The 25,122-nt window shown below is 61.6% G+C and carries 19 protein-coding genes; 3 read left to right on the top strand and 16 right to left on the bottom strand.

From position 1 onward, the window contains the following. Window positions 1–2 precede the first annotated feature (2 nt). Complete coding sequence (locus tag NYR54_RS13710; RefSeq protein ID WP_261516254.1) at window positions 3–866, top strand: PIG-L deacetylase family protein; 864 nt, start codon at window positions 3–5, stop codon at window positions 864–866. Continuing rightward, on the top strand, window positions 857–1,942 hold the full coding sequence (locus NYR54_RS13715; RefSeq protein ID WP_261516255.1) for a glycosyltransferase: 1,086 nt from the start codon (window positions 857–859) through the stop codon (window positions 1,940–1,942). The genes NYR54_RS13710 and NYR54_RS13715 overlap by 10 nt, the downstream gene beginning before the upstream one ends. 6 nt (window positions 1,943–1,948) lie before the next feature. Here NYR54_RS13715 and NYR54_RS13720 read toward each other — a convergent pair whose 3' ends face one another. The 16 genes from NYR54_RS13720 to NYR54_RS13795 form a co-directional block, all read right to left on the bottom strand. Beyond that, window positions 1,949–3,367, bottom strand: a complete 1,419-nt coding sequence (locus NYR54_RS13720) for a TonB-dependent receptor (RefSeq protein WP_261516256.1) — start codon at window positions 3,365–3,367, stop codon at window positions 1,949–1,951. A gap of 192 nt (window positions 3,368–3,559) precedes the next feature. Further along, entirely contained in the window at window positions 3,560–4,099 is a 540-nt protein-coding gene (locus NYR54_RS13725; RefSeq protein WP_261516257.1) for a hypothetical protein, read from the bottom strand. A gap of 445 nt (window positions 4,100–4,544) precedes the next feature. Next, window positions 4,545–5,510 carry an IS1595 family transposase gene (locus NYR54_RS13730; RefSeq protein ID WP_261516258.1) on the bottom strand — a complete coding sequence of 322 codons (966 nt, stop codon included), beginning with the start codon at window positions 5,508–5,510 and terminating at the stop codon, window positions 4,545–4,547. Between the two features lie 57 nt (window positions 5,511–5,567). Further along, on the bottom strand, window positions 5,568–6,893 hold the full coding sequence (locus NYR54_RS13735) for a hypothetical protein (protein WP_261516259.1): 1,326 nt from the start codon (window positions 6,891–6,893) through the stop codon (window positions 5,568–5,570). Further along, window positions 6,817–7,887 (bottom strand): hypothetical protein, encoded by a 1,071-nt coding sequence (locus NYR54_RS13740; protein ID WP_261516260.1) that lies wholly within the window; start codon window positions 7,885–7,887, stop codon window positions 6,817–6,819. The genes NYR54_RS13735 and NYR54_RS13740 overlap by 77 nt, the downstream gene beginning before the upstream one ends. A gap of 40 nt (window positions 7,888–7,927) precedes the next feature. After that, window positions 7,928–10,354, bottom strand: a complete 2,427-nt coding sequence (locus NYR54_RS13745; protein WP_423738619.1) for a DUF7507 domain-containing protein — start codon at window positions 10,352–10,354, stop codon at window positions 7,928–7,930. Beyond that, on the bottom strand, window positions 10,348–11,142 hold the full coding sequence (locus tag NYR54_RS13750) for a DUF7507 domain-containing protein (RefSeq protein ID WP_261516262.1): 795 nt from the start codon (window positions 11,140–11,142) through the stop codon (window positions 10,348–10,350). The genes NYR54_RS13745 and NYR54_RS13750 overlap by 7 nt, the downstream gene beginning before the upstream one ends. 1,137 nt (window positions 11,143–12,279) lie before the next feature. Continuing rightward, window positions 12,280–13,494 carry a mandelate racemase/muconate lactonizing enzyme family protein gene (locus tag NYR54_RS13755; RefSeq protein ID WP_261516263.1) on the bottom strand — a complete coding sequence of 405 codons (1,215 nt, stop codon included), beginning with the start codon at window positions 13,492–13,494 and terminating at the stop codon, window positions 12,280–12,282. A gap of 15 nt (window positions 13,495–13,509) precedes the next feature. Beyond that, window positions 13,510–14,607 carry a Zn-dependent alcohol dehydrogenase gene (locus NYR54_RS13760; RefSeq protein WP_261516264.1) on the bottom strand — a complete coding sequence of 366 codons (1,098 nt, stop codon included), beginning with the start codon at window positions 14,605–14,607 and terminating at the stop codon, window positions 13,510–13,512. 159 nt (window positions 14,608–14,766) lie between these two features. Further along, a complete protein-coding gene (locus NYR54_RS13765) occupies window positions 14,767–15,498 on the bottom strand; it encodes a GntR family transcriptional regulator (RefSeq protein WP_261516265.1) in 732 nt (243 codons plus the stop codon). A gap of 151 nt (window positions 15,499–15,649) precedes the next feature. After that, window positions 15,650–17,059 (bottom strand): vanillate/3-O-methylgallate O-demethylase, encoded by a 1,410-nt coding sequence (gene ligM, locus NYR54_RS13770; protein WP_261516266.1) that lies wholly within the window; start codon window positions 17,057–17,059, stop codon window positions 15,650–15,652. A gap of 55 nt (window positions 17,060–17,114) precedes the next feature. Beyond that, on the bottom strand, window positions 17,115–17,993 hold the full coding sequence (locus NYR54_RS13775; RefSeq protein ID WP_261516267.1) for a methylenetetrahydrofolate reductase: 879 nt from the start codon (window positions 17,991–17,993) through the stop codon (window positions 17,115–17,117). A gap of 342 nt (window positions 17,994–18,335) precedes the next feature. After that, entirely contained in the window at window positions 18,336–19,352 is a 1,017-nt protein-coding gene (locus NYR54_RS13780; protein WP_261516268.1) for an amidohydrolase family protein, read from the bottom strand. 169 nt (window positions 19,353–19,521) lie between these two features. Continuing rightward, window positions 19,522–20,304: an IclR family transcriptional regulator gene (locus NYR54_RS13785; RefSeq protein ID WP_261516269.1), complete on the bottom strand. Its 783-nt coding sequence runs from the start codon at window positions 20,302–20,304 to the stop codon at window positions 19,522–19,524. Continuing rightward, window positions 20,301–22,232, bottom strand: a complete 1,932-nt coding sequence (locus NYR54_RS13790; protein WP_423738616.1) for a TRAP transporter permease — start codon at window positions 22,230–22,232, stop codon at window positions 20,301–20,303. Before NYR54_RS13790 ends, NYR54_RS13785 begins: the two co-directional genes overlap by 4 nt. 18 nt (window positions 22,233–22,250) lie before the next feature. After that, window positions 22,251–23,207, bottom strand: coding sequence for a TAXI family TRAP transporter solute-binding subunit (locus tag NYR54_RS13795; RefSeq protein ID WP_261516271.1), 957 nt, complete (start codon window positions 23,205–23,207; stop codon window positions 22,251–22,253). Between the two features lie 185 nt (window positions 23,208–23,392). Between NYR54_RS13795 and NYR54_RS13800 the strand changes: the two genes are divergently transcribed. Further along, window positions 23,393–25,114, top strand: coding sequence for a thiamine pyrophosphate-requiring protein (locus tag NYR54_RS13800; protein WP_261516272.1), 1,722 nt, complete (start codon window positions 23,393–23,395; stop codon window positions 25,112–25,114). Window positions 25,115–25,122 lie beyond the last annotated feature (8 nt).

Below are 25,122 nucleotides of genomic sequence, written 5' to 3' on the forward strand. Positions count from 1 at the left end.
CCATGTCTGCGGCCGGCAGTTGGACGATTCCCGCAGAGGCGGATTTGCTCCAGCGGCTGTGCGCACCCGGCAGGGATGTTTGCGACTGCCGCGACGTGATGATCGTCGCTGCGCACCCGGATGATGAAACCATAGCGCTCGGCGGCCAGCTTCACCGCATGGAAGGTGTCCGCATCCTGCACGTCACCGATGGCGCTCCGCTCGACATGGAGGATGCGCGCGCCTGCGGCTTCGGGAGGCGCGAAGACTATGCCGATGCCCGGCGGAAGGAGCTGATCGCCGCCATGGCCCTGGCCGGCATGGACGGGGAACAACTTCTTTCCCTCGCCATGGCTGACAAGACCGTTCCATTCAGAATGGTCGAGCTTGCGCGGAAACTGGCCGTGATCTTTCTCGAATACCGCATAAGATGGGTCATTTCTCATGACTTCGAAGGCGGCCATCCCGATCACGACGCCACGGCTTTCGCTGTGCACGCGGCATGCCATCTCGTGCGGCAGGCCGGCGTGAGGGTACCAAAGGTGCTTGAATTTCCTCTCTACCATCTTCGGAAGGGCTGCCTCATCGTGCAGCGGTTCGCTTCGTCTGGAAAAGCCGCTGCAAGCCGTGAGCTGCCGCTGGACAACGCCGCAGCCGTCATGAAGCGGCGCATGCTTTCCCAATATCTCACGCAGAGGCGGACGCTGTCGCCCTTTGCCGCGGCGGAGGAGGAACGCTTGCGGCGCGCCTTGAAGCGCCGGTTTCTCGCTCTGCCCAATGGCGGGGAGGTCTACTACGCCTATTTCAACTGGGGTCTGCGGCCCGCCGATTGGCCTGCCCTGGCGGCGAGTGCAAGCCGCGAGCTGGATTTGCCGCAATGGCTCTGACGGTGCTCAGCATCGCCTACCCCTTCGCGCCCGTCGGGCCGGACGCGGTGGGCGGTGCCGAGCAGGTGCTCTCTGCGCTCGATCATGCATTGGTGAGTAACGGCCACCGCTCGCTCGTCATTGCCAGCGAGGGCTCTTCGACGGCTGGCCGGCTGATCGCCCTGCCGCCTGCACGCCAAGCGATCACTGAGCAGGTGCGCGAGCAGGTGTGGCAGGAACTGCGCCGGCTGATCGCCGCCGTGCTGGCTTCGGAGAAGGTGGACGTCGTGCACCTGCATGGCATCGATTTCCATGCCTATCTGCCCGATAGCGCATCGGCGATCGCCACGCTGCACCTGCCGCTCGCCTGGTATCCGGACTGGATTTTTCACCCGCGCCCGAATCTCTGGCTGCATTGCGTGTCGGAGGCGCAGCATCGCACCGCGCCCGCCGGCGCCAGCCTCCTGCCGCCCATCGCCAACGGCGTTCCGCAAAGGCTCTTCACGACACGTCAGCGGAAGCGCGGCTATGCCATGGTTCTAAGCCGCATCTGCCCGGAAAAGGGCATCCACATGGCGCTCCAGGCTTGTCACAAGGTCGGTCTTCCCCTTCTTATCGGCGGGCAGGTCTTTCCCTATGAGGCGCACGAACGTTATTTCACCGAGGAGGTGGAGCCGCTTCTTGATGGTCGCCGCCGTTTTCTCGGACCGCTCGGCTTTGACCGCAAACGCCGCCTGCTTGCGGCGGCGCAATGCGTGCTGGTGCCCAGCCTTGTGGCTGAGACCAGTTCGCTCACGGCCATCGAGGCACTTGCCTGCGGTACGCCGGTCGTCGTTTTCCCGAACGGCGCTCTGCCGGATGTCATTGAGGAGGGGCGGACTGGCTATGTCGTCCGGAATGTCGAGCAGATGGCGGAGGCGATTGCGGCGGCCGCGAGCCTGAATCCTTCGGACTGCCGGGCGGCTGCGGCACGGCGTTTCCCGCCCGGCCGCATGGAACAGCTTTATCTGGAGCTCTACCAGTGTATCGCCGGCGTGAAAGATTTGCCCCGCCGCGCCGAATGGGGCGCGACGGGGCGGGGCAGGGAGCTTGTTTGACCGCTATCAGAACTTTCCGACGAGATTGAGGAAGACGCCCTGATCGTCCAAAGTGAGGTCCCTCAGGTCGTCGGAGAAGCGGCCAAAATTGTATCCGACGCCGACCTTGAAGTTGTTTCCGACGTGCCGGTAAACGGCGGCAAGCGCGCCGTATTCGGTCGTATCCGCCTCCGGCATGTGCAGCACGCGCCCTTCCAGCAGCAGATCCCACCTTTTGATCATGTGGAGATCGGCGCGCAGGATGCCAAGATGGGCGGAGGACTCCTGCCATTCGTTCTCGAATGTCGTGCCGGCGCCGCCATTCGTGCGGTAGCGGACTTCGCCGATGCGGAAGCCGTATTTGGCGCCCAGCGTCAGCCACGGCGTGACATCGAAATTGGCGTCGGCGGAGAGGATGTGGCTGCGCTGGGCCGGTGCGTACATGTCTCCCGTCGCCGCGCCGATGAGCTGATTGTTGCCGGGCAGGTCATAGAGCCAGGTGTATTTGAACAGCGCGTTCAGCCTATCGTTATCTACCGGCCGCCAAGCATAGCCGACGGAGGTTTCAACATAGTCCGTGTCGGCAAAGGAGGTGGAGGCCGACTGGGAATCCGACAGCACCGCATCGATCTTCGCGATGAGCCGTCCGCTCTCTCCCGCTTTCCAGGACACGCCGCCGGTAAACAGATAGGTGTTCTGGTCGCGGGAGGCGTTGTCCGAGCGCTCGATCCTGACTTCGCCGCGTAGGCGCGCTGTCAGGCCGGACTCCTCGTTCTTGTAGGCCAAGGCGAGAGAGGGCGAGTAACGGTCGAAGTCCTCATTCTCCACGCCTGCGCTGTTGACCGTATCGTCCTGCACGCGGCCGATCTCCAGCCCGGCATCGACAGTCCAGGCTTCATCGGGCGTGTAGATGACGCCGTAGGTCTGAGTGAGCGTCTTGCGCTCGCCGAACATGTCGTAGTTCGACTCGTTATAGGCAGAGGCGAACTCGCTGATTTTTCGCCTGAGCCCCGCCACGACGACGCCCTTGTCGGTGCCGAAGAGATCGTAGTTGCGATCGAGGTCGAACGCTCGGTCAGGGTCGAGCCTGTAGCCGAGGTAGTAATGATCGTCCGCGGTCGGATCATAGGTAAGCCCCGCCAGCGCGCCGAGCCCATGCGTGCCGTAGGAGACCTCGCCTTCCAGCCCGATTCTGTCGGTGAGACGCACCTTCGTGCCGATGCCGCCGCGGTCATTGCGGTCGATATCGCCGGAGCGGTCGATCGTTCCCTGACCAAAGGCATAGACGAGCCGATCGTCGTTGAACCTGTAATCGACGCGAACGCCGCCGTCGAAGCGCGAGCCGTCATAGCCGGATTTGCCTGACCGGACGGCATTGGGCGACATCAGGTCCGTGTAAGAGACACCGAAGGAAATCTCCCAATGCCGGTCGAAGGCATAGGACACCGTTCCTAATTATATAGATGACAAAAGTGACAGATTCGCATATACCGGAAGAGCGTGACAGGCCGGACGAAATTCACGAGTTGAGAATAGAGCTACTGCGGCAGTGGCTTGACGCTCATGCGGATCATTGCGGTTGCGCGGATATACCTTGGCCACAAACTAACAAGTGCCAATGGCTGATGCCGGCAATCATTACGGACCGGATTCATCCCAATGAGGTTTACTTGCTTCTGCTTGAAGCAAGGGGAGAATCGTTTGGACTTCGTTTACAAGCGCCTGAAGGTTGAACTCTTGGCCCCAAAAAACGATTTCGGTGGTTTGGGGGTCAAAGAGCCGAAACATGTCGATGGTATCAAGGCCAACAATTGTTCTGTCTTTAGGGCCAATGTTCTTGTCCGCATGATTGTGTCGTTGTGACTCGGACCACCAGCGATCAATGCGTTCATCCATGTGCTCAAAGTGGTTGCGCATGGTGACCTCGCGTAGCGGAGAATTATCTGAGATGCCTATGCTGTCTCGCAGGCGCTTTCTTTGTTCAGACCGCTTCCCGCCTTGCCCCCAGAGCATTTTTGAGATGTTGGCTCCCGCGCTGAGAAGGTTTTGGATGCCGTAGAACACCCGATTATTGTCGTGCTGGGCTAGACCTTGGTTCACTTCGTTTGCGGAAGCGAGCAGGAAGTGGCACTGGTCTAGCACCTGGCGCTGAAAGATTCTGAGATGGAAAGTGTCCATGGTCCCCCCCTCCAAGAGTGACAAGAATGACCTTAACGAAACCAAGCGCATCATGCGGCGCTTAGTGAAGACCCCTCCCGATCCGAAGCGCAAGGCTGGCGCAAGCGACTCGGATCAAAAGGAGAAGCGCAAAGGTGGTCGCCCGGCGAAGCCGGACGACCAAGGCTAGCGCAAGCTAGCAGTTGCGGGGCTTGCGACGGGTATGGCTGGACACCTTGACCGTCTTTGGCCCGCGAGGCTGCGTTTTGCAGCCGCATTTGGACTTGGCCATGTGGATCACCTCCTTTCCGGGGCTGGTTGCCCCCGCCTTTAGGCATCGCCACGGAAGGTGTGTCCGAATCGCCAGACCAAACGTGAATAGTGGCTGGACCCCTACTTAGGGTCCAGCCACTTTTTCTTTCGCCTGTTGAGAAGCCGCCTAGCCTTCTGCTTCGGCGTCTTTGGCTTAGTGAGCGCTTCGATAGGTGAGGCGCTTGCCTTCGACGGCCTGCATGATGGCATTAGCGCGCATATCGTCATTCCATCCGAGTTTGGCGCGGCGGTTATAGCGGAAATCGAACTCGGCAAGGTAGCGGTGAAGATGGGCTTCGCCGCAATGCTGATAGACGCCGACCATGCCGCGCTTGAAGATCGAAAAGACGTTCTCAATCGTGTTGGTGTGGACGGCGATCCCGTTCTCGTAGCGGACATATTCCTTGGCCGAATGCTTGACCGTGCCGTGTCCGGCATATTCGCGGCCAGTCACCGGATACAGGTTCGACTCGTCGGTGTAGATGATCGTTTCGCGAGGCACGTTGCGGACCAGAATGTCGCGCACCGTGTCCTTGGTGGCGTGCTTGACATGGAAGGTGCGAACGGAGCCGCCGCGCTCGACAAGGCCAACGATGGTACGCTTGAGGGGCTTCTTACGCTTCAGGAACGGACGGCCACGGCGCTGGGGCGAGACATAGCCGTCTTCGCGGCGACCATGATACATCTCGTCGGCCTCGACGGTCTTTCCTTCGCCACCAAGCGGCCCGGAAGACGCTACGTCCTCTTTCATGGCTTCGCGAATGCGGTGCGCCATGAACCAAGCGGTCTTGTAGGTAACGCCAAGCATGCGATGCAGCTGGTGCGCTGACATGCCCTTTTTGGACGAGGCGATGAGATAGGTTGCCATCCACCACTTGGTGAGCGGAACCTTTGAACGCTCAAAGACGGTCCCAACCGTCACGGTGAACTGCCCCTTGCATTCGTTGCAGTAGTAGAGTCCCGGACGGTGCGAACGCTTCCGGCCTTCGACCTTGGCAATCTTGCTCTGATCGGAGTTTCCGCAATGCGGGCAGATCGGGCCATGTGGCCAGCGCTGGGCTTCAAGAGCCTCGCGGGCTGCGTCTTCATCGTGGAACATCGGGTCTTTGAGGTTCGTCATTGGCCTAACTCCTTGATCCCAATATCGGGCAAGGCGCTACTTTTGTCAAGTATATAATTAGGACACCGTTCCTATCCCGTCTCTCTTGACGCGGCCGTCATCGGCGGAAAAGTCGTCATAGCCGAGGCCCAGGGTGATGCTTGGGCTTACGGCCAACTCAGCATCGGCGCCCCACATGCGCTGGTCGGCGGCCACATAGTTATGGAGCGTTGAAAACCCTCGCTCTTTTTCTTCGTAATAAGCGCCGAGCCGACCTTGCAATGGCGATCCGAGATCCTGAAGGTTCACCTTCCTTTCAACGCTCCAGGCCAGGCCTTCATCGGCGCCAGGGTCGAATGTCTCGCCATCCGTACCCAAGCTCAGTCCGCCGTCGGTTGACGTGGAATAGTTGAACCCGCGGCCCTTCGACTTGGCCACTTCGGCGGCAAGGTAGGTCTCGTCCGTACGGCGCAGGACAATGTCGGCTCCATAGGCTTGCTGATCCGCCGCCTCCGTGCTGTCGTCCATGCCCGTGACGCCGACACGCACGTTGTCGGTAATCCAATGCTGGACGCGGCCGCCATAGACATAGCCGTCCACATCGCTCGCCACCGGCTCGAACTCATAATGCACGACGACATACTGTTTGCCGCCGCCGAGCGCCGAGCTGCGCACGGGGCCGTCCGTTCCCGTCATGGACGTGACGGGTTCGGTGAGGAGCAGGACACCCTGCATGTAATCGAAGGAGTAGTCCTCGCCATAGGCGAGCACGCGGCGTGACGTCACCCGGCCGGTAACCGGATCCCGGGTCTCAATCGTCACGGTTTCCGACCCTTCGACAATGTCCTGACGCTTCAGGAAATAGGCCGAGCCGCCAGTGCCGAGAAACTCCTCGCGCGCGGGCAGCGTGTCGGGCTGGGCTGCGTAGGCGGTCACCTCCGTTCTCCGTTCACCGAAGGATGTGGTTCCATCCGAGCGGTAGACGGCGGACGCGCCATAAAGCGCGCGTTCCGAGCGCAGGAACTCCGTGCCCCTGATCTCGGTCTTGTAATTGCCCCACATGACATGGCTGTCGCCGCGCTCGAGCCGCACGTAGAACTTGCCCTTGGTCGGCGCATCCTCGACAAAGGTGGAGTCGTCGCCATAAACCGGATAGTAGTCGTCCGGGTCGAGCCGACGCAGGATCTGGCGCGGGTCCTGGCTGTCCAGATCATCGAACAGCTTTTTGAGATCGTCCTCGCCCGTATCTGCCGCAGCTGTAAGCAGATATTCGCCTTTGATCTTGCCTTTCAGATAGAAGGCGAGGCGGCCCTTGGTATACACCTCATCATACTCGCCCGGACGTACGGCCTCGATCATATCGTCGCCCATGCGCTTGCCGATGGTGATGTCGGCAAGAGCCACATAGAACCATTCGCTGTCGGGAATGTAGATATCGCGGCTGAAGGAGAGTCCGCCGGATTTCGATGGAACCCTCCAGGCCGACCTCGACCGCATGAGCGCCCGGCGGCAATATGCGTTGCACGAGAAAAGCCTGGTTGGGATCGACCGGGATTGCCTCTCCCATCACATGGACGAGATAGCCAGGCGGCACATGCTCGCCATGGACGGTAACCGCGCCGCCATGCACCGGAATGTTGCGGAAGGCGGTGCGGTCCTCACCCCAGCCCGGCGCCACGGCCTCTGCAGCGACGTGCCGCTGCAGATTGTAGCCAGAGCGGGCGATCGTCAGCGGTACCGTTTCGTCGAACCGGCCCGCTCCGTCATAGACGCGCAATACATAGGAAAACTCTCCCTCCCCCTCGCTGGGCATCATCCATGAGGCGGCACCATTAATGGGGATGGGGATGACGTCCACCGGGCGTGCCGTGTCTTCCAGCCGAAAGATGCGGATTTCGGCATGATGGATAAAGGCGGGGTAGTTGGCGGTGGCGAGGAAGCGGACTTCCTCGCCTGCCTGGTAGGTGCGTTCGACTGGCATGGTCGACACGTTGAGCATGGGCTTCACGTCCAGCCCGTCATACTTCACCTGGATGTCCACCGCGCTGAGGCCCACATCCGTCAGCCTCTCCCGATCAGCCGTGCCCGCCCGCGGCTCCCCCGGGGCAAGAAGCCCGGCGGGAGCGAGACTTTCATCGACGGTTTCGCCATCGACACTGATCCTGAAGGGGATCTTGTGGGGGGCACCCGCCTTATCGGCGGGTGCGACTGTATTGGTTACATGCATGTCCAACTTCGGGCTATCGTGGCCGTTTTCATCGGTGGCGCTGTTTCCAGAGAGGCTTTCCACCACCTTTTTGTAGAAGTAGTCGCTCCAGGCAAGTGTGGGTGGAATATATGCCAAGCTGAGTACAGCGGTACTGGTGAGGAGATAAAAATAGCGTCTTGAAATATTCATAGTATAAGCACCTTCGAAATTGAAGGTACTTTCCGTCTTTTTAATAGCCGGTCTCAATACGTGTCTGGATATTGAGCGGATATGTGCTTCCCCTCTGCCTCCACTGTTTGGCGATCAGCGTCTCAATATTCCGGATGCGCCGTTCGGCCAGCGAACGGTCCGCATCCGAGCCACGATAGACGACCAGCAGCGACGAGGGCCGCTCGGAAAGCACCTCCAGCAGCTGGCTGATGCCTGCTGCCCAGGCCTGCGACAGCTCCGCCGAGCCGGGCAGGAAGGCTTCGGGCGTCAGGTCAAGACGTACCTCCCGGCCCAGCGAGGCGCCGAAGTTGACCTCCGTCATCTTGCCGGCGGTCAGCCGCACGACGCGCGGGTTCTCGGTGGTCATCTGATAGCCAGTCGGCAGCGTGCGCGTGTCGAGCTTCAAAATGAAGTTCGTGCCCATCCGTGCATCTGGTAGGGCGGCACAGGGTACACGGAAGCGCCCATGTCTGTCGGTAGTGATCAGCCAGCCCTTGGCAGATGCCACGCGCACATTCGGCAGACCTGGCTCACCCGCATCCTGGTAGCCGTTGCCATTCAGGTCATTGAAGACCGTACCGATGATATCGCTGCACTCGAAAGCCGTGTCGGCCAGGACCTCCACTGCCGCAGTTGCAGTGGGAGCCAGCGTTTCACCATGACTATTTGTGATCGTTGCCTGGTTAGCATGCTGGCCGGCATTCACCGAGCTCAGAGCCTGCAGGCTGAGCTGGATCTCGATGCTGCCTTGCGGCCCCAGATCCAGATCGCTGAAGACGATCCGGTTGCCGTTTACGGTGGGTGTGAAGGCGACGCCATTCACCTTAGCCGAGCCTTCCACGTAGCGGAAGCCCGCCGGCATGATGTCGGTGATGGTCACAGCCCCGGCATTGGCCTGGGACGCGTTCCTGGCGGTGATCACGAACGGAGCGTGGTCGCCGCGGCGTACGGATTTCAATACCGACTTCTTGATAAGCGTGACTTTCACTGGCTCGGGCGCCGGCAGCGAAATCTGCACTATACTCTCATCCGATTGCACGATGCTGCCGCTCGCATCGGTACCCTGTGCCCTTGCGGTGTTGCTCACGCCTCCATTCAAGCCCGCCGCCGCATCGATATCGGCCTGCGCGAGCGTATAGGTGGCGTTGAAGGTCCGGGACTCACCGGAAGCAAGCGCTACAGGCCCGGGCGAGAAGGCCGAAAGCGTGCCAGCGCCAGTCTTTCCGCCGAATACCGGCCCACTATCCACGGGGCTGACATTTGTGAGAGCTACATTGCCCGTATTCTGAACTACGAAGGTGTACTCGATAACTTCGCCAACATCGGCCATGCCGTTGCCATTGGCGTCAAGCCACTCACCCGTCTTGGTGATCGCGAGAGCGGCGCGCTTCTCAACCGGTATGACGGTTGGATCACCGCTATTGCCGCTGCCGTCATGGGACTCGGTCTCGTACTTGCTGCCATCCGGTGCCGTTCCTTCGCCGCTTGACGGCGGAGAGACATGCTCGCCATTGTCCACGTCCTCCTGCGTGACCGTATAGGTGGCGCTGAAGGTCGAGCTATCGCTCTCGCCAGGCGCGAGGCTCGGGATCGGCCCGCCGGTGATGTTGAGCTCCGGATCGTCAAGGACGATATCCGTCAGCGTCACATTGCTGGTGTTCTCGACGACGAAGGTGTATTCGATCTCCTCTCCGGGATCGGCCACGCCATTGCCATTGGCGTCAATGAGCGTGCCCTTCTTGATGATCGACAGGCGGGGACTTGCAGGAAATGTGACGGTCGCCTCGGCCGTGTCGCCAGGAAAGGGATCTTCGCCCGGCAGGCTGGCATGCACCGTGGCGGTGTTATGTAATTCGCCCGCATCGATGTCGCTCTGGGTCAGAGTATAAGATGCGGTGAAGGTGGCGCTGGCGCCAGAGTTGATATTCTTCGGCGCCTCATTGACGGCTGCCATAGGATCGTCAACCGTCACGTCTACCAGGTTTTCACTACTAGTGTTTTCCACTAGGAAGGTGAACTCAACCCTTTCACCCGCCTCGACCATCCCATCACCGTCGGTATCGATCCACTGCCCGGACTTAGTCAGGGAAATGGTCGGCGCCCCGGGTAGCGTGACAGTGGAACGGGCTGACGCGCTTTCCACCGTGGAGCTGTCAGGCGCAGTTCCGACCGCTGTAGCAATGTTGTCCACTCTCCAGCCGTCAGTATCCGCCTGGGTAAGTGTATAGGTGGCGCTGAATGTGGCGACTGCACCCGGAGCAAGCGTTTGGGACCCGCTGACGGAAACCATCGGGTCATCTACTGTCACATTCGTCAGTGCAACGTTGCCGGTATTCTTGACCGTGAAATCATATTCAATGGTCTCGCCGGGCTCGGCATCACCATTGCCATTGGCATCAGTCCATGCGCCACTCTTGGTGAGTATGAGCTCCCCGCGCCTTACAATTGGAACAACTGAAGGATCTCCTGGGCTGCCACCGCTGTCCTAAGAGTCGGTGCTATGCTTGCCCCCACTTGGGGTAATAGCTTCCGCCGGTGAGGGGGGATGACCGCTTCTCCGGAATCAATGTCAGCTTGGGTCAGGGTGTAGGTGGCGGTTAATGTGCTGCTATCGGTATCTCCGGGCGCAAGACTGGCAATCGGTCCGCCCGAGACGTTAAGATTAGGATCGGTGATGGTGATGTCGGTAAGCGTCACATTGCCGGTGTTATCGACGGTGAATGTATATTCGATCACCTCTCCGGGATCTGCAATGCCATTCCCATTGGCATCGATGAGTTTGCCTTCATCGCGAGTGACCGCCATATCTGGATGCGCGGAAATGGAGAGAACTGTTCGACCTTGCGCGCTATTGGAACTGGGGCGTGATAACGTAACTTGTTCGCCATAGCTGGCAGACGTCGTAGTGACTGAAGCCTGATTGGAGATCCCACCAGCATCTATGTCCGCCTGTTGAAGCTGGTACACCACTTCATAGGTGGCTGTTTCTCCCGCCGCCAGCGTGCCTTGGGGTGATCCGGCGCTATTGGATAGCCAGACTGGTGGGGAGGCAAGAGGGAGCGATGTGCCATCGCCGCGTTTCAGCGAATTATCGCTCACGGAAACGTTCGTGAAGGTGCTGGAGCCGATATTCTTAATTTCTATTGTAAACGTTGCTATGTCCCCGGCGTCAATAATTGACGCATCTCGTCCTCCTGACGGATCGATTGAACCTGTCTTGACCACCTGTGCCATGGTTATGCCAAGGGCTATGTTTACATGGCAATCGTGATTTGGAGGATTGGCTAGGAGGGTAAGTCGCGTTGTCTCGCTTGTCGCGGTAAATTCAAATACCTCTAATGACCATATGTTTCCCTTCGGATTAAGAGTTTTTGATGAAGAGTTCGTCGAAACCCTCAATTGGCATCCAATAGCGTAATCGTCTCTCCAGCCCGTTGATAGATTGTTATTTATATATATATAGGTATCGAGTATTTTTGGCCTATAGTTAAGCCCTCTAGCTCTGTGAATATTCCTTCAGAGAGTTCTGTGGTATCACGCACAGCTACAAGTGTAACAAAACGTGTATCACCATTGGGAAGAGCCGGTACGTTGCCTTGGAGCCAAACGGATTGCCCTGCGTTAAGGGAAACCGTTGAGCAATGTGGAGTTGCGATGAAACCCCATCCCTCTGCAACAGGTAAGCTAAGGCCAGGTGTACAGTTTGAAGTAGGCGGAATATACAAGGCCAGCGCCGGCGTTGATGAAAGCGCCAGCTGAAACATCACAGCTATACTGATAATGAGCAGAGCCGCCATAGGCTGACAGACGCGCCGAATTACCGAAGCTCCAGCATCTGCGACTGCCCGAAAGGCGAGACTCGGCCACAGAAAGGGGTTTCCCCAGCGCCTCGCCTGAAGTTCGTTGCCCGGCGCGCTGCCGGAAGTGCCCGTTTGCCACTGCCGGTGTGCTCGCGGGCATTCATGCCCGCCCGGTGAAGCCCTGCCGCGCAAGGCAAGCGATCTGCATGCGGATAGAAGGGAGGAGATCACGCCAATGGCGCGAGGGATGTGGCTCATCGTTGTTTACATCCATGCATTGGTGATGAAAATTCACTTTAAAATTGAGGCAAGCTTACACCTGCACCTATAGGATGTCCAGAGGTGGCAGGCATTTTGAACGCCTGAAAGCCGCTGCGATCCTTCAGCTCAATGAGGGCAGCGCTATTTGCAGATGGCGAAATCCTCCCCTCCGCCTCCTCCTCGCAAGCTCGGGGCCGGCAACTCTCTATCGTCACCCTGGTCGAGCGAAGCGAGAGCGGGACCCAGGGCGGCCGCCCTTCCTCTCGGGAGAGGTGGCTTGCGGAGCAAGCCGGAGTGGGGGTGCTTCTGTCTATCGCGACAGCGGATCGGGTGCCATCTCCAGATGCAGATGGCGCCCTTCCCAGGGATGCGCCTCGGCCATGGCCTCGTTCAGCTCCACGCCGAGGCCCGGCTCCGTTGGCGGGATGACATATCCGTCCTGCCATTCGATCTTCTTCTTCAGAAGCTCGGCGTGGAAGCCGTCCCAGGTCTTGATCGATTCAAGGATCAGGAAATTCGACAGCGTGACGGCAAGCTGGATGTTGGCCGCCGCCACGATCGGCCCGCAATAGCAGTGCGGCGCCACCTGAATATGCTTCGCCTCGGCCATGGCGGCGATCTTCTTGGTCTCCAGTATGCCGCCCGAGCGGCCGAGATCCGGCTGCAGGATCGAGGCGGCCTCGAGCTCGATCAGCCGCATGAACTCCCATTTGGTGGTCAGGCGCTCGCCTGTGGCAATGGGGACCGAGGTGGCGCGCGCGACCTGCGCCATCACCTCCGGCATGTCGGGCGGCACGGGCTCCTCGAACCAGAGGGGGTCGTAAGGCTCGATGGCGCGGGCCATGCGCAGCGCACCTGCAGCCGTGAACTGCCCATGGGTGCCGAACAGGATGTCGGCGGACGTTCCCACCGCCTCGCGCACGGCCTTCACCATGCGGGCGGAAAGATCGATGTCGCACAGCCGCGGCTGGTGGCCGTCAAAGGCCGTGTAAGGCCCGGCCGGGTCGAACTTGACGGCCGTGAAACCCTGCCTCACCGCCTCGACCGCGGCAGCCGCCGCGAGATCGGGATCGTTGTAGACGTTGCGTTCCGAATCCGTCTCGCCCGGATAGACGCTGCCCGTCGCGGGATAGAGATAGGTGTAGGAGCGCAGCGCCTCGTGCACCCGCCCGCCCAGAAGCTTATGGACCGGCTTGCCGGCCTCCTTGCCGATGATGTCCCAGCAGGCCATCTCCAGCGCGGAGACGCAGCCCATCATGGCGACGTCCGGCCGCTGCGTGAAACCGGAGGAGTAGGCGCGGCGGAAGAAGGTTTCGATATCGTGCGGGTCGCGGCCGATGAGATAGCGCTCCGCCACGTCCTCGATCATCTTCGCGGTCACGTGCGGGCCGAAACTGGCGTTGTAGGCTTCGCCGTAACCGACCACGCCGCCGTCCGTCACAAGCTTCACGAAGATGAAGTAGCGCCCGCCGATCTGCGGCGGCGGATTGCCGACGACGAAGGTCTTGATGTCGGTGATCTTCATGAAAGCCTCCGGGCTTCAGGCCCCGTCGAAGACGATGACGCTTCTGAGCGCCCTCCCCTCCTTCACACTGGCAATGGCCGCGTTGATCTCTTCGAGAGGGTAGCGCCCCGTCACGAGCTCGTCGAGCTTCAGCCGGCCGGCGCGGTAATGCTCCACGAGCATGGGAATGTCGCGCGAAATGACCGCCTCGCCCATCTTGGAGCCGAGCACCTTCTGATTCCAGGCCGCAAGGATGCCGGGATCGTATTCCGCCATCACGCCCGACGGCGGCATGCCGACCACCACGATTGCCCCGTTCTTGGTGATGTAGTCGAAGGCGCGATCGAAGGCGGGCTTCGCCCCCACGGTGACGAACACGAAATCGACGCCCCTCCGGCCGGTGAGAGCCTTGACGGCTTCCTTCGCATTCTCCCGCGACGGGTTGACTGTATGCGTCGCCCCGAAGCGGCGAGCCGCCTCCAGCTTGTAGTCGCTCAGATCGATGGCGATGATCGGATCGGCTCCGAGTATCGCGGCAGCCTGGATGCTGTTCAACCCCACGCCGCCGCAGCCCACGACGGCCACTGGCTGCCCTGGCTTAACCTTCGCCGTGTTGGCCACCGCGCCATAGCCGGTGATGACGCCGCAGGCGAGCAGGGACGCGGGGGCAAACGGAATGTCCTTCGGGATCGCCGACATCTGGCTCTCGTGGACCAGAACCTTTTCCGCGAAGGCGCCGATGCGCAGGGGCTGATGATAGCTTCCTCCCCTGCCGTCGCCGATCGGGCTATGCCGGTCGAGCGGGAAGACCTCCTCACACATGACGAGGCTATCGCGGCTGCAATAGTGGCACCGGCCGCAGGATCGGATAAGCGTGACGACCACATGATCCCCAGGCCGGACCGTCTTGACCCCCTCGCCTACCTCCTCAACAACGCCCGCAGCCTCGTGGCCATAAACCGCCGGAAGGTCGCCGCCCCAGGCGCCCTCCGCATAGGAGATGTCGGAGTGACAGATCGCGCAGGCCTTGACGTTCACCAGCACCTCGCCCGGTCCGGGACTGGCGATGGTGACTTCCTCCACCGAAAGCGGTTCGCCAAAGGCGCGGCAGATGGCGGCACGGATGACAGGCAAGGCGCTCCTCCCTTTCTGGAAGCGTCAAGCTAAATGGGACGGCGTGCGGCCAGCACCGCGAAACCGACGCCAAACGTCGCTTCTTCGTCATCGAAACGGCGGCGCTCACCCGGCCATATCAGCCGCTATCCCATTTGGCCTGCGCGTCTCCGGCGACGGCTATGCCGAAACCAGAACCAGCCCGGGCACGCGGGGAATGAGGCTGCGGTCCTCGTCGAGCACGAATTCCATGTTGTCACGCGCCAGCCGGGCATGCTCGCGCGCCAGCGCTTCGGCGCGGCTTCCCTCGCGCATCTCGATGGCCGAGACGATCTCCCGGTGCTGCCATTGGGCGCGCACCAGCGAAAGACGAAAGGCAAGCACGTCTTCCTGCTTTTCGAGGAAGGCGCTGGGCGAAGCGAAGGGCAGCTTGGAAGCACGCTCCACCTCGCGCCGCATCATCTCGCTTCCCGAGAGGCCGGCGAGCATGGCGTGGAATTCCGCATTGAGCTCCACATACTGGTCGAACAGCATATCTTCAGGCCGCTCGCGGAAGCATTTGTCGAGCTCGGCGACAAGCTGCTTGATCGCCTTCATGCGGGCTGGCGCCACGCCGCGCTCGGCCGCAAGCCGCGCCGCCGTTCCCTCCATGACGCCGCGCAATTCAATGGCGTCAAAGACGTCGGCCATGGTGAAGCTGCGCACCGCATAGCCGCCGGAGGGGATCTGCTCCAGGAGCCCCTCCTGCTCGAGCCGCGCGAGCGCGGACCGCAGCGGCGTGCGCGATATGCCGAGCCGCTCGGCCAGCGCCGCCTCCGAAAGGCGCTCTCCGGGGGCCACGGCGCCGCCCAGCACCAGATCGCGCACGCCAAGGAGGGCCTTGAAGGTCTGGCTGTCGCGCTTTCGTCTCATCGGATCGTTGCTCAGGGTTGCCGCTTCCCGGAAAATACGGTTCGGGCACAATGGCTTGTCAAGTGTGGTCCCCTGTGTCTCCAGATGCCGGCAGGCCCGCGGGCTGTAACGCCGCCCCGGGCCTGCTGCTGCCCCCGCCCCGAAAAACGGGTCAAATCGCCTGCTTGGTGCGCCAGCTGTCGGCGTAGTTCTCGCGCGCGTCACGCGAGTACGGCACCGGCGAGACCTTGACCCGGATCTCGATCTGCTTGTGGCGCTCGACGGTGGTCTTCTTCGTACCACCGCCAGCCTCCGGCTCACCCCAGACGAGGGTGAGCACGTCGCCGAGCTGGATGTCGGGATCGACGATGCCGAGCGACAGCATCGAACGCTCGTTGAAGCTGTAGCCGGAGAACATGGAGAAGCCGACCAGCTTGCCGTTCTTCGTGACCATGTCGTAGTTCGCGGAAGCGTAGTTCGACAACGGCAGGTCGATGTATTTGTAGTTGTCGATGCCCGGCTCCATCATGGAGCGGAAGACCTTGGCCACGTCGTCCGCATTCCAGGCGAAGGTCACCTTCTTGCGGTGCGGCTGACCGTGGATCTTCTCCAGCGCCTCGCGGCCGATGAAATCATGGTCGAACTTGACGAACGGGCCATAGCCGAGCTCGTACGGAGTGACGTAATAGTCCTCGATCCTTTCGGAGACGAAGCTCCCGCCGATCGAACCCGTGGCCTCGTAGCTGTCGGCTGGCAGCCACTCGCGATAGGCCTTCATCTCGGGGTCGGTGTAGACGGCCGGAAGCGGAGAGGGAATCCAGCCGGATTCAAGCGTGTTGGTGGCATAAGCGCGCGAGCCCACCGGCACGATGCCGAACTCAGCGCCGGCCTCAAGAATCGTGGCACGCACCTCCTCGCCTTCCTCATACGGGCCCCAGATTTCAAGGCCCGGCGCGCCGGACATGCCATGGCGCAGGCAGCGTACCTTGCGGCTGCCGATATTGATTTCGCCCATGTTGAAGAACTTAATCTCCGGCAGCGGCCCGCCATTGAGCTTCTCCAGGATCTGCCAGGCGTTCGGCCCCTGGATCTGATAGCGGTAGCGGCGACGCACCACCGGCTTGCCCATTGGCCGCGAGGGGGAGCGGTCGTCCCGGTCGTACGTCAGATTGTAGCCGCCCGTCTTGGCGTGGAACTCCACCCAGTTGATGGTGGGCGCGCGCCCGACCATCAGGAACTGCTCCTCGGCGAGGCGGAAAAGGATCACGTCGCCGATAACATGGCCGCTGTAGCTCACCGGCACGAACTGCTTGGCGCGGTTGACCGGGAAATTTTCGATGCTGTTGATGCCGAGGCGCCCGATGAGCTTCAGCGCATCCGGCCCTTCCAGCATGATCTCCGCCATGTGATGCGACTGGTCAAACAGGACGGCCGTCTTGCGCCAGGCGGCCTGCTCGTCACGCCAGTTGGTGAATTCCGCCGGCACCACAGGGTAGACATAGGCGCCAATCTGCGAATTGCGCAGCATCTCCACCGCATTGCCGGCTTCTTTAAGCTTCTCTTCCAGATTTTTGGCGGCCATCGTTTTCTCCCTAGCCTGATTTCCGACGATCATTGTTCCGGGACCGTCCCGGCTTTCATTCTGCGCTGCGTGCTTCCTCAGCCCAGCGTGCCGAGCCTGCCGGATCGCCGAAGGTGAAGAAATGGACGCCGGCCATCCCGAGCTCCGGCTCCTCCTTCTGGGCAACCGCGGCGGCGCCGAGAAGAGTGTCCGGCGTCTCGCCCGCAAGCACGTTGCGCGCCAGGCTGCCACGCTCACGCAGCACGCGCAGGGACGCACCGACTCCGCAACGCAATGCGTATCTGATAAGTTTCGTGCGGTCTGCAGGCCCCGCAACACCCACGCGCAAAGGCGCCTCGATGCCCTCGCGCCGCAAGGCGCGGGCAAATTCGATGAGCGGCTGCGGGTCAAAGAGAAACTGGCTGACGAGCACCGTCTCAAGCCCCACGCGCGCGGCGGCATCGAGCTTTGCCCGGAGCGCCTGCCACAGCACCTCATCGGGAATGCGCGGATGGCCCTCGGGATAGCAGCCTATCGCGATCCGGCGGATGCCATGCGCCTCGAGAAGCCCCGTTTCGATGATCTGAAGCGCGTTCTCGAAATTCCCGGCCTTCCGGTCCCGGTCTCCACCTAGGATCAGCGCCGTGCTGACACCTGCGTCCCTCACCAGGGATGCAAGCATGCCATCCAGATCGTCACGGCTTTTCAGATTGCGGGCGACGATGTGGGGAACCGGCTCGAGCCCTGCCCGGCGTACTCGCAATGCCGCCGCCACCAGAACCTCGGCGCGCTCGTCCGGCAGATTGGCGATGAAAACCTCCGTGCCGGGTGCAAGCGTGCTCTCCACCGCCTTCAGGGCTTTTTCGTCATGCGCCGTGATCTCGACGGAATAGGTCCGGAGAAGATCGGCCAGAGCGGCCCGTTCCCGGTCGTCGTGCTTCTGCGCCGTCAGCATGGCACCTCCCAGCCTTCCGTGGCTTCAGAATTCCATTGGTATACAATCATGCATCTCAAATGGGTCCTGTCAACGCAGGATCAAGGCTGCCAACACGCATATTTTCGGCGGTGCTTTTTCGTCACGAGGAAGCCGACTGGACGGGCAATTACCAATGAAAATCCATCTATAACAATGATTTGGATGGCAATTGAGGGGTCTTCCGCCCATTTCACGGAAATGGGGCGACAGGCCAAGGGGTCGCGGCAGGTTCAGAAGAAAGCGGCAATTTTCGGTATACCGAAAATTGCCGCTGCAAACAGAAGACCCGATTCTTGCGGTTTGGGCAGGACGATGCTTCCGTCAGATCGACAGGCCTAGGAGGCGCACCGCATTGTCCTGATAGAGCTTCCGGCGTGTCGCCTCGGACACGTCGAGCGAATCCAGGATGCGGATCGTCTCCCTTATATACATCGGCCCACCTTCGGGATCGAAAGGTGCGTCCGAGGCGAAGAGCACGTGATCCTCGCCGAAGAACTCGATCGCGTGCTCGATGGCCTTGCGCGATCCGAAAGAGGCCGTGTCAGCGTAGAAGTCCTTGAAGTATTCGAGATGCGGCCGCTTCAGCGCCTTCAGCACCGCGGAAAGATCGCGGTCGGTCGTCCGCTTGCCCATCTGGTCCCATCCGGGGCCCACGCGCCCCTCGAAGAAGGGCACCATGCCGCCCGCATGGTGGGTGATGATCTTGAGGCCAGGGTACTTGTCGAAAATGCCCGAGAAGACCAGGCGCGCCATGGCGGCCGAGGTCTCATAGGGCCAGCCGAAGGTCCACCAGATCTCGTACTCGGAGCGTTTTTCGGTGAGATAGTCGGGGAAATTCTCGCCCCGCGCTGGATGAAGCCATACCGGCTTGCCGGTGGAGGCCATGTACTCGAAGAACGGCTCGAATTCCGGCAGATCGAGCGGCTTGCCCGAGACATTGGTGAAGATCTGCACGCCGACAGCACCCAATTCCTCGATGACGCGCCGGCATTCCGCGACAAGCGATTCCGGATTGTTCATGGGCGCCGAGCCGATGAAGGCGGGGAACCGGTCCGGATACTTCTGGCACAACTCGGCCATGGAATCGGAGCCGATGCGCGAAAGCTCCAGAGCCTTCTCCGGACCCGCGATCTTCTCCAGCGGCGGCGAGGCGAGCGAAAGCACCTGGACGTAATCCTCGCCGAACATGTCCATGACCTCGAAGCGCCGGTCGAGATTGGTCATCATCGGCACGGCGCCCGAGCGCATAGTGATGTCAGTCATCTGACCGACATGAGCGATCAGCGCATCGAAAAACGGCTTCGGCCAGATGTGGTTGAAAATGTCGATCTTCTTCATGGCTCCTCGCTCGCCGGGGCTTTTCTGCCGAATGGATCACACGCGCGCAAAACGCGGCCAAAGTAACGGGCACGAGCGCGCCGCGAGCCACCGCGGGCGCCCCGTCCGGAACACGAGACAGGATGCGCAGTCAGCGCCGAGAAGTCAACATTCTTCTCACTAAATGAGATTATTGCGCAGCAATACTCTGCCGCTGGTCCGATAGAACACTGGTGATATCGGCGGCAGCCTGCTTTATATGCGCGGCGATCTCGTCGATCGTGTTGCCGTCGACCAGATGTCCCGCGATCGTGACGCAGACGGCGGCGATGGGGCTGCGGCCGGCATCGAAAACCGGCGCGGAAATGCCGACCACGCCGGGTGTCACCTCCCCGAAGGCCACGGCATAACCCGCCTTCCTCACGCGCTTCAGGCTTTCCAGCACCTCGTCAACCGTTGTGCCGAGACCGATGTCCCGCAGATCCTCCATCGTGTTCTCGATGAGGGGAATAAGACGCCTGCGCGGCAGGAAGGCCATCAGCGAGCGGGCGATCGCGCCGCGGGCAAGCGGCATGGGCCGGCCGCGCGGATAGCTGCTGCGCGGCTTCACGGCGGACTGTTCCGAGGCGACGCAGAGAATGCGGTTCCCGTAGCGGCGCACTAAAAGGGCAGTGCAGGCATATCGCTGGGTGAGATTTTTCAGATGCTTCTGCCCGGCAAGGATCAGCGCGTCGGACTTGCGCAGCAGAAAGTCCAGCTCCACCACCTTGGGCCCGAGGGTGAAGCCGGCATTCGGATTGGAACTCAGAAAGCCGGCTTCCTTCAGCGTCTTCAGATAGCGATAGAGGGTGGGCCGGCTATAGCCCAGCCTCTCCATGAGTTCCTCGGGAGTCCATTCAAGCTGTTCTTCCGAAAAGACCTCCAGGATAGCGAGGCCCCTTTTTAGGCTGTTTCCCGCCTGCTCTTCGCTCAAGTTGCTGCCTTCTTCGTTTCGCCCCGTGCCCTAACGGCCTCCATCGCCAGAAGCGCGATTCCGCCGCAGACGCCGATGATATCGGTATAGATGGCGCCCGGGAAAGCCCCCGCCGGGATGAGCGCCATCAGGCCGAAGAACCCGAAGAGAACCCGCAGTACCGGTGAAAGCCTCGACATGAAGTATCCCGCAAGGGCGGCGGAGATGAGCCACACGCCGAGCCCCGCCGTCAGGATGGCAATCGTTACCTCCATCGGATCGCCGATCAGGAGCAGCGAGGGCGAATAGACGAAGAGGAACGGCACGATGAAGGCGACCCAGCCGAACTTCACCGCCGCCCAGCCGGTCTTCATGGCCGGCGCCTGTGCGATGCTCGCAGCGGCGAAGGCCGCGATGGCGATCGGCGGCGTGATCATCGACATCATGCCGAAATAGAGGACGAACATATGCGCCGCCATCGGCTCGATGCCCACCTGCACCATCGCCGGCGCGACGAGCGCTGCAAGAAGCACGTAGACGCCGAGGGTGGGCAGGCCCATGCCCAGGATGATACAGACGATCGCGGACAGGACCAGGAGGACGATGGCGCTTCCGCCGCCGATCTGCACCAGCGCGTAAGTGAGGTTGAAGCTCAATCCCGTGACGTTGAGAACACCGATGACAAGGCCGGAAGCAGCCGAGATGATAATGATCTCGACCACGGATCTGCCCGTGTCCTCGAACACGGTGAAGAGCGCGGAAAGCTTCGGCCGCACTGCCCTGTAGCCGAAGACGAGCGCGGTCACCGCCGCCGTCAGGGCCGCCGCAAGTGCTGCGCGCTCGGGCTGCCACAGAAGCACGAACAACGCGCCGATCAGCACGACGAAGGCCAGGATGAAGTGCAGGCCGCCGAGCACCGCCCTTTTCTCCGGGATCGCCGACTTGCTGACGCGGGAGATGCCTGCACGGGCCGCTTCCAGGTCCGCCTGGACGAAGAGGGCGCCATAGTAAAGCACCGACGGGATGAACGCGGCGAGCGCCACCTCAGCGTAAGGAACCTGCAGAAACTCCGCCATCAGGAAGGCGGCGGCCCCCATGACCGGAGGCATGAGCTGGCCGCCGGTCGACGCCACGGCCTCGATCGCTCCGGCCTTGTGGGCCGGATATCCGCCCCGTTTGATGAGCGGGATGGTCACTATGCCGGTCGCCGTCACATTGGCGACGGCCGAGCCGGAAATGGAGCCGAAAAGCATGGACGCCAGAACGGCGATCTTCATCGACCCGCCGCGAAAGCGGCCCATGGCCAGAAGCGAGGCGTCGGTGAAGAAGCGCGAGCCACCCGTGATGCCCAGAACGCTGCCGAACAGGATGAAGGTAACGACGACAGTGGAGGCCACCGCCATCGGGATACCGAAGATCCCGTTCACGTCGAAGGCCATGTAGCCGGAAAGCATCCGCCAGTCCTGCGGACGGCCGGCGAGACGGCCAGGCACGAGGTCGCCAAACAGCGCGTAGAGCAAAAAGACGCCGATGATGATCACGAGCGAGAGGCCGGTGGTCCGGCGCAGGGCTTCGAGCAGAAGCAGGATAGAGATCAGGCCCGGGACATACGCGCCCGCAGGCTTCGAGAAGATGAGGTTGACGAGTACCGGATAGCGAACGGCGATAAAGACGACGGCCAGGAACGAAATCAGCGCGAAAAGTGCGTCATACCATGGGACAGTATCGCGCTCCTCCCCCCGCCGGAAAGGCAGCATCAGGAATGCGAGGGGCATGGCCAGGGCAAGAATGAGCGCGAGGAACTGCTGCGGATAAAAGGCCAGCCCCAGGGCGCGCGGCACGTTCAGCGACCAGAGGACAGCAACGAGCGTAAGGCAGATAGCCAGCACGCTCGCTACGGGACGCCAAACGGCAGGCGGAAGGCCGAAACCGGCCTTCCCTTCGATCACGTCAGACATCCGCTTGCCCTAGTCCTTCCAGAGGCCCAATTCCTTGTAGAAGCGGATCGCACCGGGATGATACTCCGAGGGAGCGATTTCACCCACCATGTCGTCCGGGTTGAAGTTGTTGAAGGACGGGAAGGTCTTCGCCATGACGTCCTTGCTCTCATAAAGCACCTTCGTCATCTGATAGACGAGATCGTCCGGCACATTGGCGTGCGTGAAGACCACCTGCGGATAGGCGAAGTAGGTCGCCTTCTCCAGTACACCGGGCAGATTCGGCCCCGGTTCCAGTTCGACGAAGAAGGCGACCGGCCAGAACTGCCGGGCAAGCCGCAGATTCTCTTCCGTCGCCTCGATCGGCAGGGCGCGCAGGCCGCCAACCGCGGCGTCCGCCTCGCGCACCTTGCCAGCGCCGTGGGCGAAGATGAAGCCGACCGAATCGCCGGCAATGAAGGCATCCGCGCCCGCCACCACGCTCGGCACCTGGACCGGCTGCATGTCGGCCCGCGTCATGCCGGCGGTAGCGTACATGGCGTCAAGCTGCGGCAGGATCGTGTTCTGCGCCGTATAGCCGTCAACCATCGGCTTGCCCTTGAGATCCGCGATCGTGTGGATGTCTGAGTCGGCGCGCACGAAGATCGCCTCCACCAGCGGCATGACGAGGCCGACGATCCTCAAATCCGGATTGACGCTGCCGGAGAACCACTCCTTGCCCTCCAGCGCGTAGTTCACCTCCTGCAGGTTGGCGACGCCGAACTCGATGCCGCCGGAATTCACGAAGGGAATGTACTGATTGGGGCTGGTGGCCGGCTGGATGGTCGCATTCAGCCCCGCCTGGTTTGCGGCGTTGGCCACGGCCGTGCCGATGTTGTGGAAAATCGAACCGGGGTTCGACGTGGCGATGCCGACGGTCTGGGCCGAGGCGTGAGTGCCGAAGGCAAGTACGGCCGAAAGCACGGCCAAAGCGAGATGGCGTTTCATCTTTTCCTCCCTTTCCTCCGCATAACTCGCCCTGAAGGATGAGACAAAAATCCCTCAAAATGAGATTATTGTTCCATCATGCACTTGCTTGAGCGCATTTTTCAAGGTCATTCTGAGCAAAGCAGCCGGGAGTCGAAGAGCGGCGCGCTTCCGTTCACCTTTCCCGGCGCCTCAAGGAGGAAGGGATGTCGCGACATCACGAAGCACATGGTTCCCGTCCGGACTCTCAGTTGACCGGCGCCGAGTCGCTGCTGCTTGGGCTGAAGCGCGCAGGCATCGACTATCTTTTCGCCAATGCGGGTACCGATTTCCCGCCCATCATCGAGGCCTTTGCCACGCTCGATGTGGATGACGTGCCGACACCCGTGACCGTGCCGCATGAGACGGCGAGCGTGGCCATGGCTCACGGCTACTATCTGGTGACCGGCCGCCCGCAGGCAATCATGGTGCATGTGAATGTCGGTCTTGCCAATGCCGCAATGGGCGTCATCAACGCCGCTAGCGACGACGTCCCCGTGGTGGTGATGTCGGGGCGCACGCCAATTACGGAAAGGGGCCGGCGTGGCTCGCGCGTCACCCCGATCCAGTACGGGCAGGAGATGTACGACCAGTCGTCCATCGTGGCCGACGTGGTGAAGTTCCGCTACGAGATGCGCTATCCCGAGCAGGGCGAAATTCTGGCTGCCCGCGCCGTCTCATTGGCCATGAGCGAGCCGAGAGGGCCGGTCTATATCAGCCTGCCGCGCGAGGCGCTGATGGAGACCATACCGGCGGAGATCGCCATCGGTGCGCCGGTGCCGCCGGCAACTGCACCGCACCCCGACCCTGCGGCAATCGAGGAAGCTGCGCGCCTGCTGAGCGCGGCCAGGAGGCCGCTCATCCTCTGCCAGCGGGGCGATCCTTCCGGTAGCGTGGGCGCGCTGCTTGCGAGCCTTGCGGAGAAATTCGCGATTCCCGTAGTCGAGCCCTATTCCATTCGCAATGTCATGCCTTCGCACCATCCCATGCTGCTCGGCTATGACGTGAAGGGACCGCTCGCGGAGGCGGATGTGGTGCTCGTCGTCGATAGCGGAGTGCCATGGATGGAATCGCTCCATCGGCCGGCGACGGAAACGACGGTGATCCAGCTCGGCCCCGATCCCCACTTCCGCCGCATGCCCATCCGTGGCCACAAGGCGGATCTTGCGATCGCCTGTGACACGGCAGTAGGGCTTGCCGCCCTGGCCGAGGCCATGACACCGTCTCCGCACGCGGAGGAGCGCCGCGCTCTCTACCGGCAGGCGAGCGAGCGGCGCAGGCGCGATGCGGCGGAACTTGCCGCGCAAGGCCGGTCGAGCCCCATGTCGGCGGAATGGATGAGCCGCTGCATCTCAGACATCATGGACGAGCAGGCGATCGTCTTCAGCGAGCTCGGCGTGCTTCCGCATATGATGGATTTGAAGGGGCCGAACCGCCTCTTCAACAACCCCCATTCGGGTGGGCTCGGCTGGGCGCTTCCAGCCGCCCTCGGCGCGCAGCTTGCGGACCGGGAGCGGCTCGTCATCGCCTGCGTGGGCGACGGCTCCTACATCTTCGCCAATCCCGTCGCCTGCCATCAGATCGCGGAGGCGCTGGAGTTGCCGGTGCTTACAATCATCAAGAACAACCGTATGTGGAATGCTGTGCGCCGCTCGGTCGCCAACAGCTATCCCGATGGCGCTGCCGTGAAGATGAACCGCATGCCGCTCACCTCGCTGGAGCCATCACCCGATTACACCCAGATCGCCGCGGCAAGCCGAGCCTATGTCGAACGGGTGGACCATGGCGACGATTTCCCCGCCGCCCTCGAGCGTGCCGTCGAAGTGATCCGCAAGGAGCGGCGTCAGGCGGTGCTGGAGCTGAATATCGCGGTGTCGGACAAGTATTGATCTGCAAC

It is taken from the genome of Chelativorans petroleitrophicus (genome assembly GCF_025398195.1).
Lineage (GTDB): Bacteria > Pseudomonadota > Alphaproteobacteria > Rhizobiales > Rhizobiaceae > Chelativorans > Chelativorans petroleitrophicus.

Coding starts and splice junctions, on each gene's coding strand:
- NYR54_RS13715 (WP_261516255.1), top strand. CDS start 857: ATGGCTCTGACGGTGCTCAGCATCGCCTACCCCTTCGCGCCCGTCGGG.
- NYR54_RS13795 (WP_261516271.1), bottom strand. CDS start 23,207: ATGAAACGCCATCTCGCTTTGGCCGTGCTTTCGGCCGTACTTGCCTTC.
- NYR54_RS13775 (WP_261516267.1), bottom strand. CDS start 17,993: ATGCTGACGGCGCAGAAGCACGACGACCGGGAACGGGCCGCTCTGGCC.
- NYR54_RS13740 (WP_261516260.1), bottom strand. CDS start 7,887: ATGAATATTTCAAGACGCTATTTTTATCTCCTCACCAGTACCGCTGTA.
- NYR54_RS13710 (WP_261516254.1), top strand. CDS start 3: ATGTCTGCGGCCGGCAGTTGGACGATTCCCGCAGAGGCGGATTTGCTC.
- NYR54_RS13800 (WP_261516272.1), top strand. CDS start 23,393: ATGTCGCGACATCACGAAGCACATGGTTCCCGTCCGGACTCTCAGTTG.
- NYR54_RS13750 (WP_261516262.1), bottom strand. CDS start 11,142: ATGGCACAGGTGGTCAAGACAGGTTCAATCGATCCGTCAGGAGGACGA.
- NYR54_RS13725 (WP_261516257.1), bottom strand. CDS start 4,099: ATGGACACTTTCCATCTCAGAATCTTTCAGCGCCAGGTGCTAGACCAG.
- NYR54_RS13755 (WP_261516263.1), bottom strand. CDS start 13,494: ATGAAGATCACCGACATCAAGACCTTCGTCGTCGGCAATCCGCCGCCG.
- NYR54_RS13730 (WP_261516258.1), bottom strand. CDS start 5,510: ATGACGAACCTCAAAGACCCGATGTTCCACGATGAAGACGCAGCCCGC.
- ligM (WP_261516266.1), bottom strand. CDS start 17,059: ATGGCCGCCAAAAATCTGGAAGAGAAGCTTAAAGAAGCCGGCAATGCG.
- NYR54_RS13765 (WP_261516265.1), bottom strand. CDS start 15,498: ATGAGACGAAAGCGCGACAGCCAGACCTTCAAGGCCCTCCTTGGCGTG.
- NYR54_RS13780 (WP_261516268.1), bottom strand. CDS start 19,352: ATGAAGAAGATCGACATTTTCAACCACATCTGGCCGAAGCCGTTTTTC.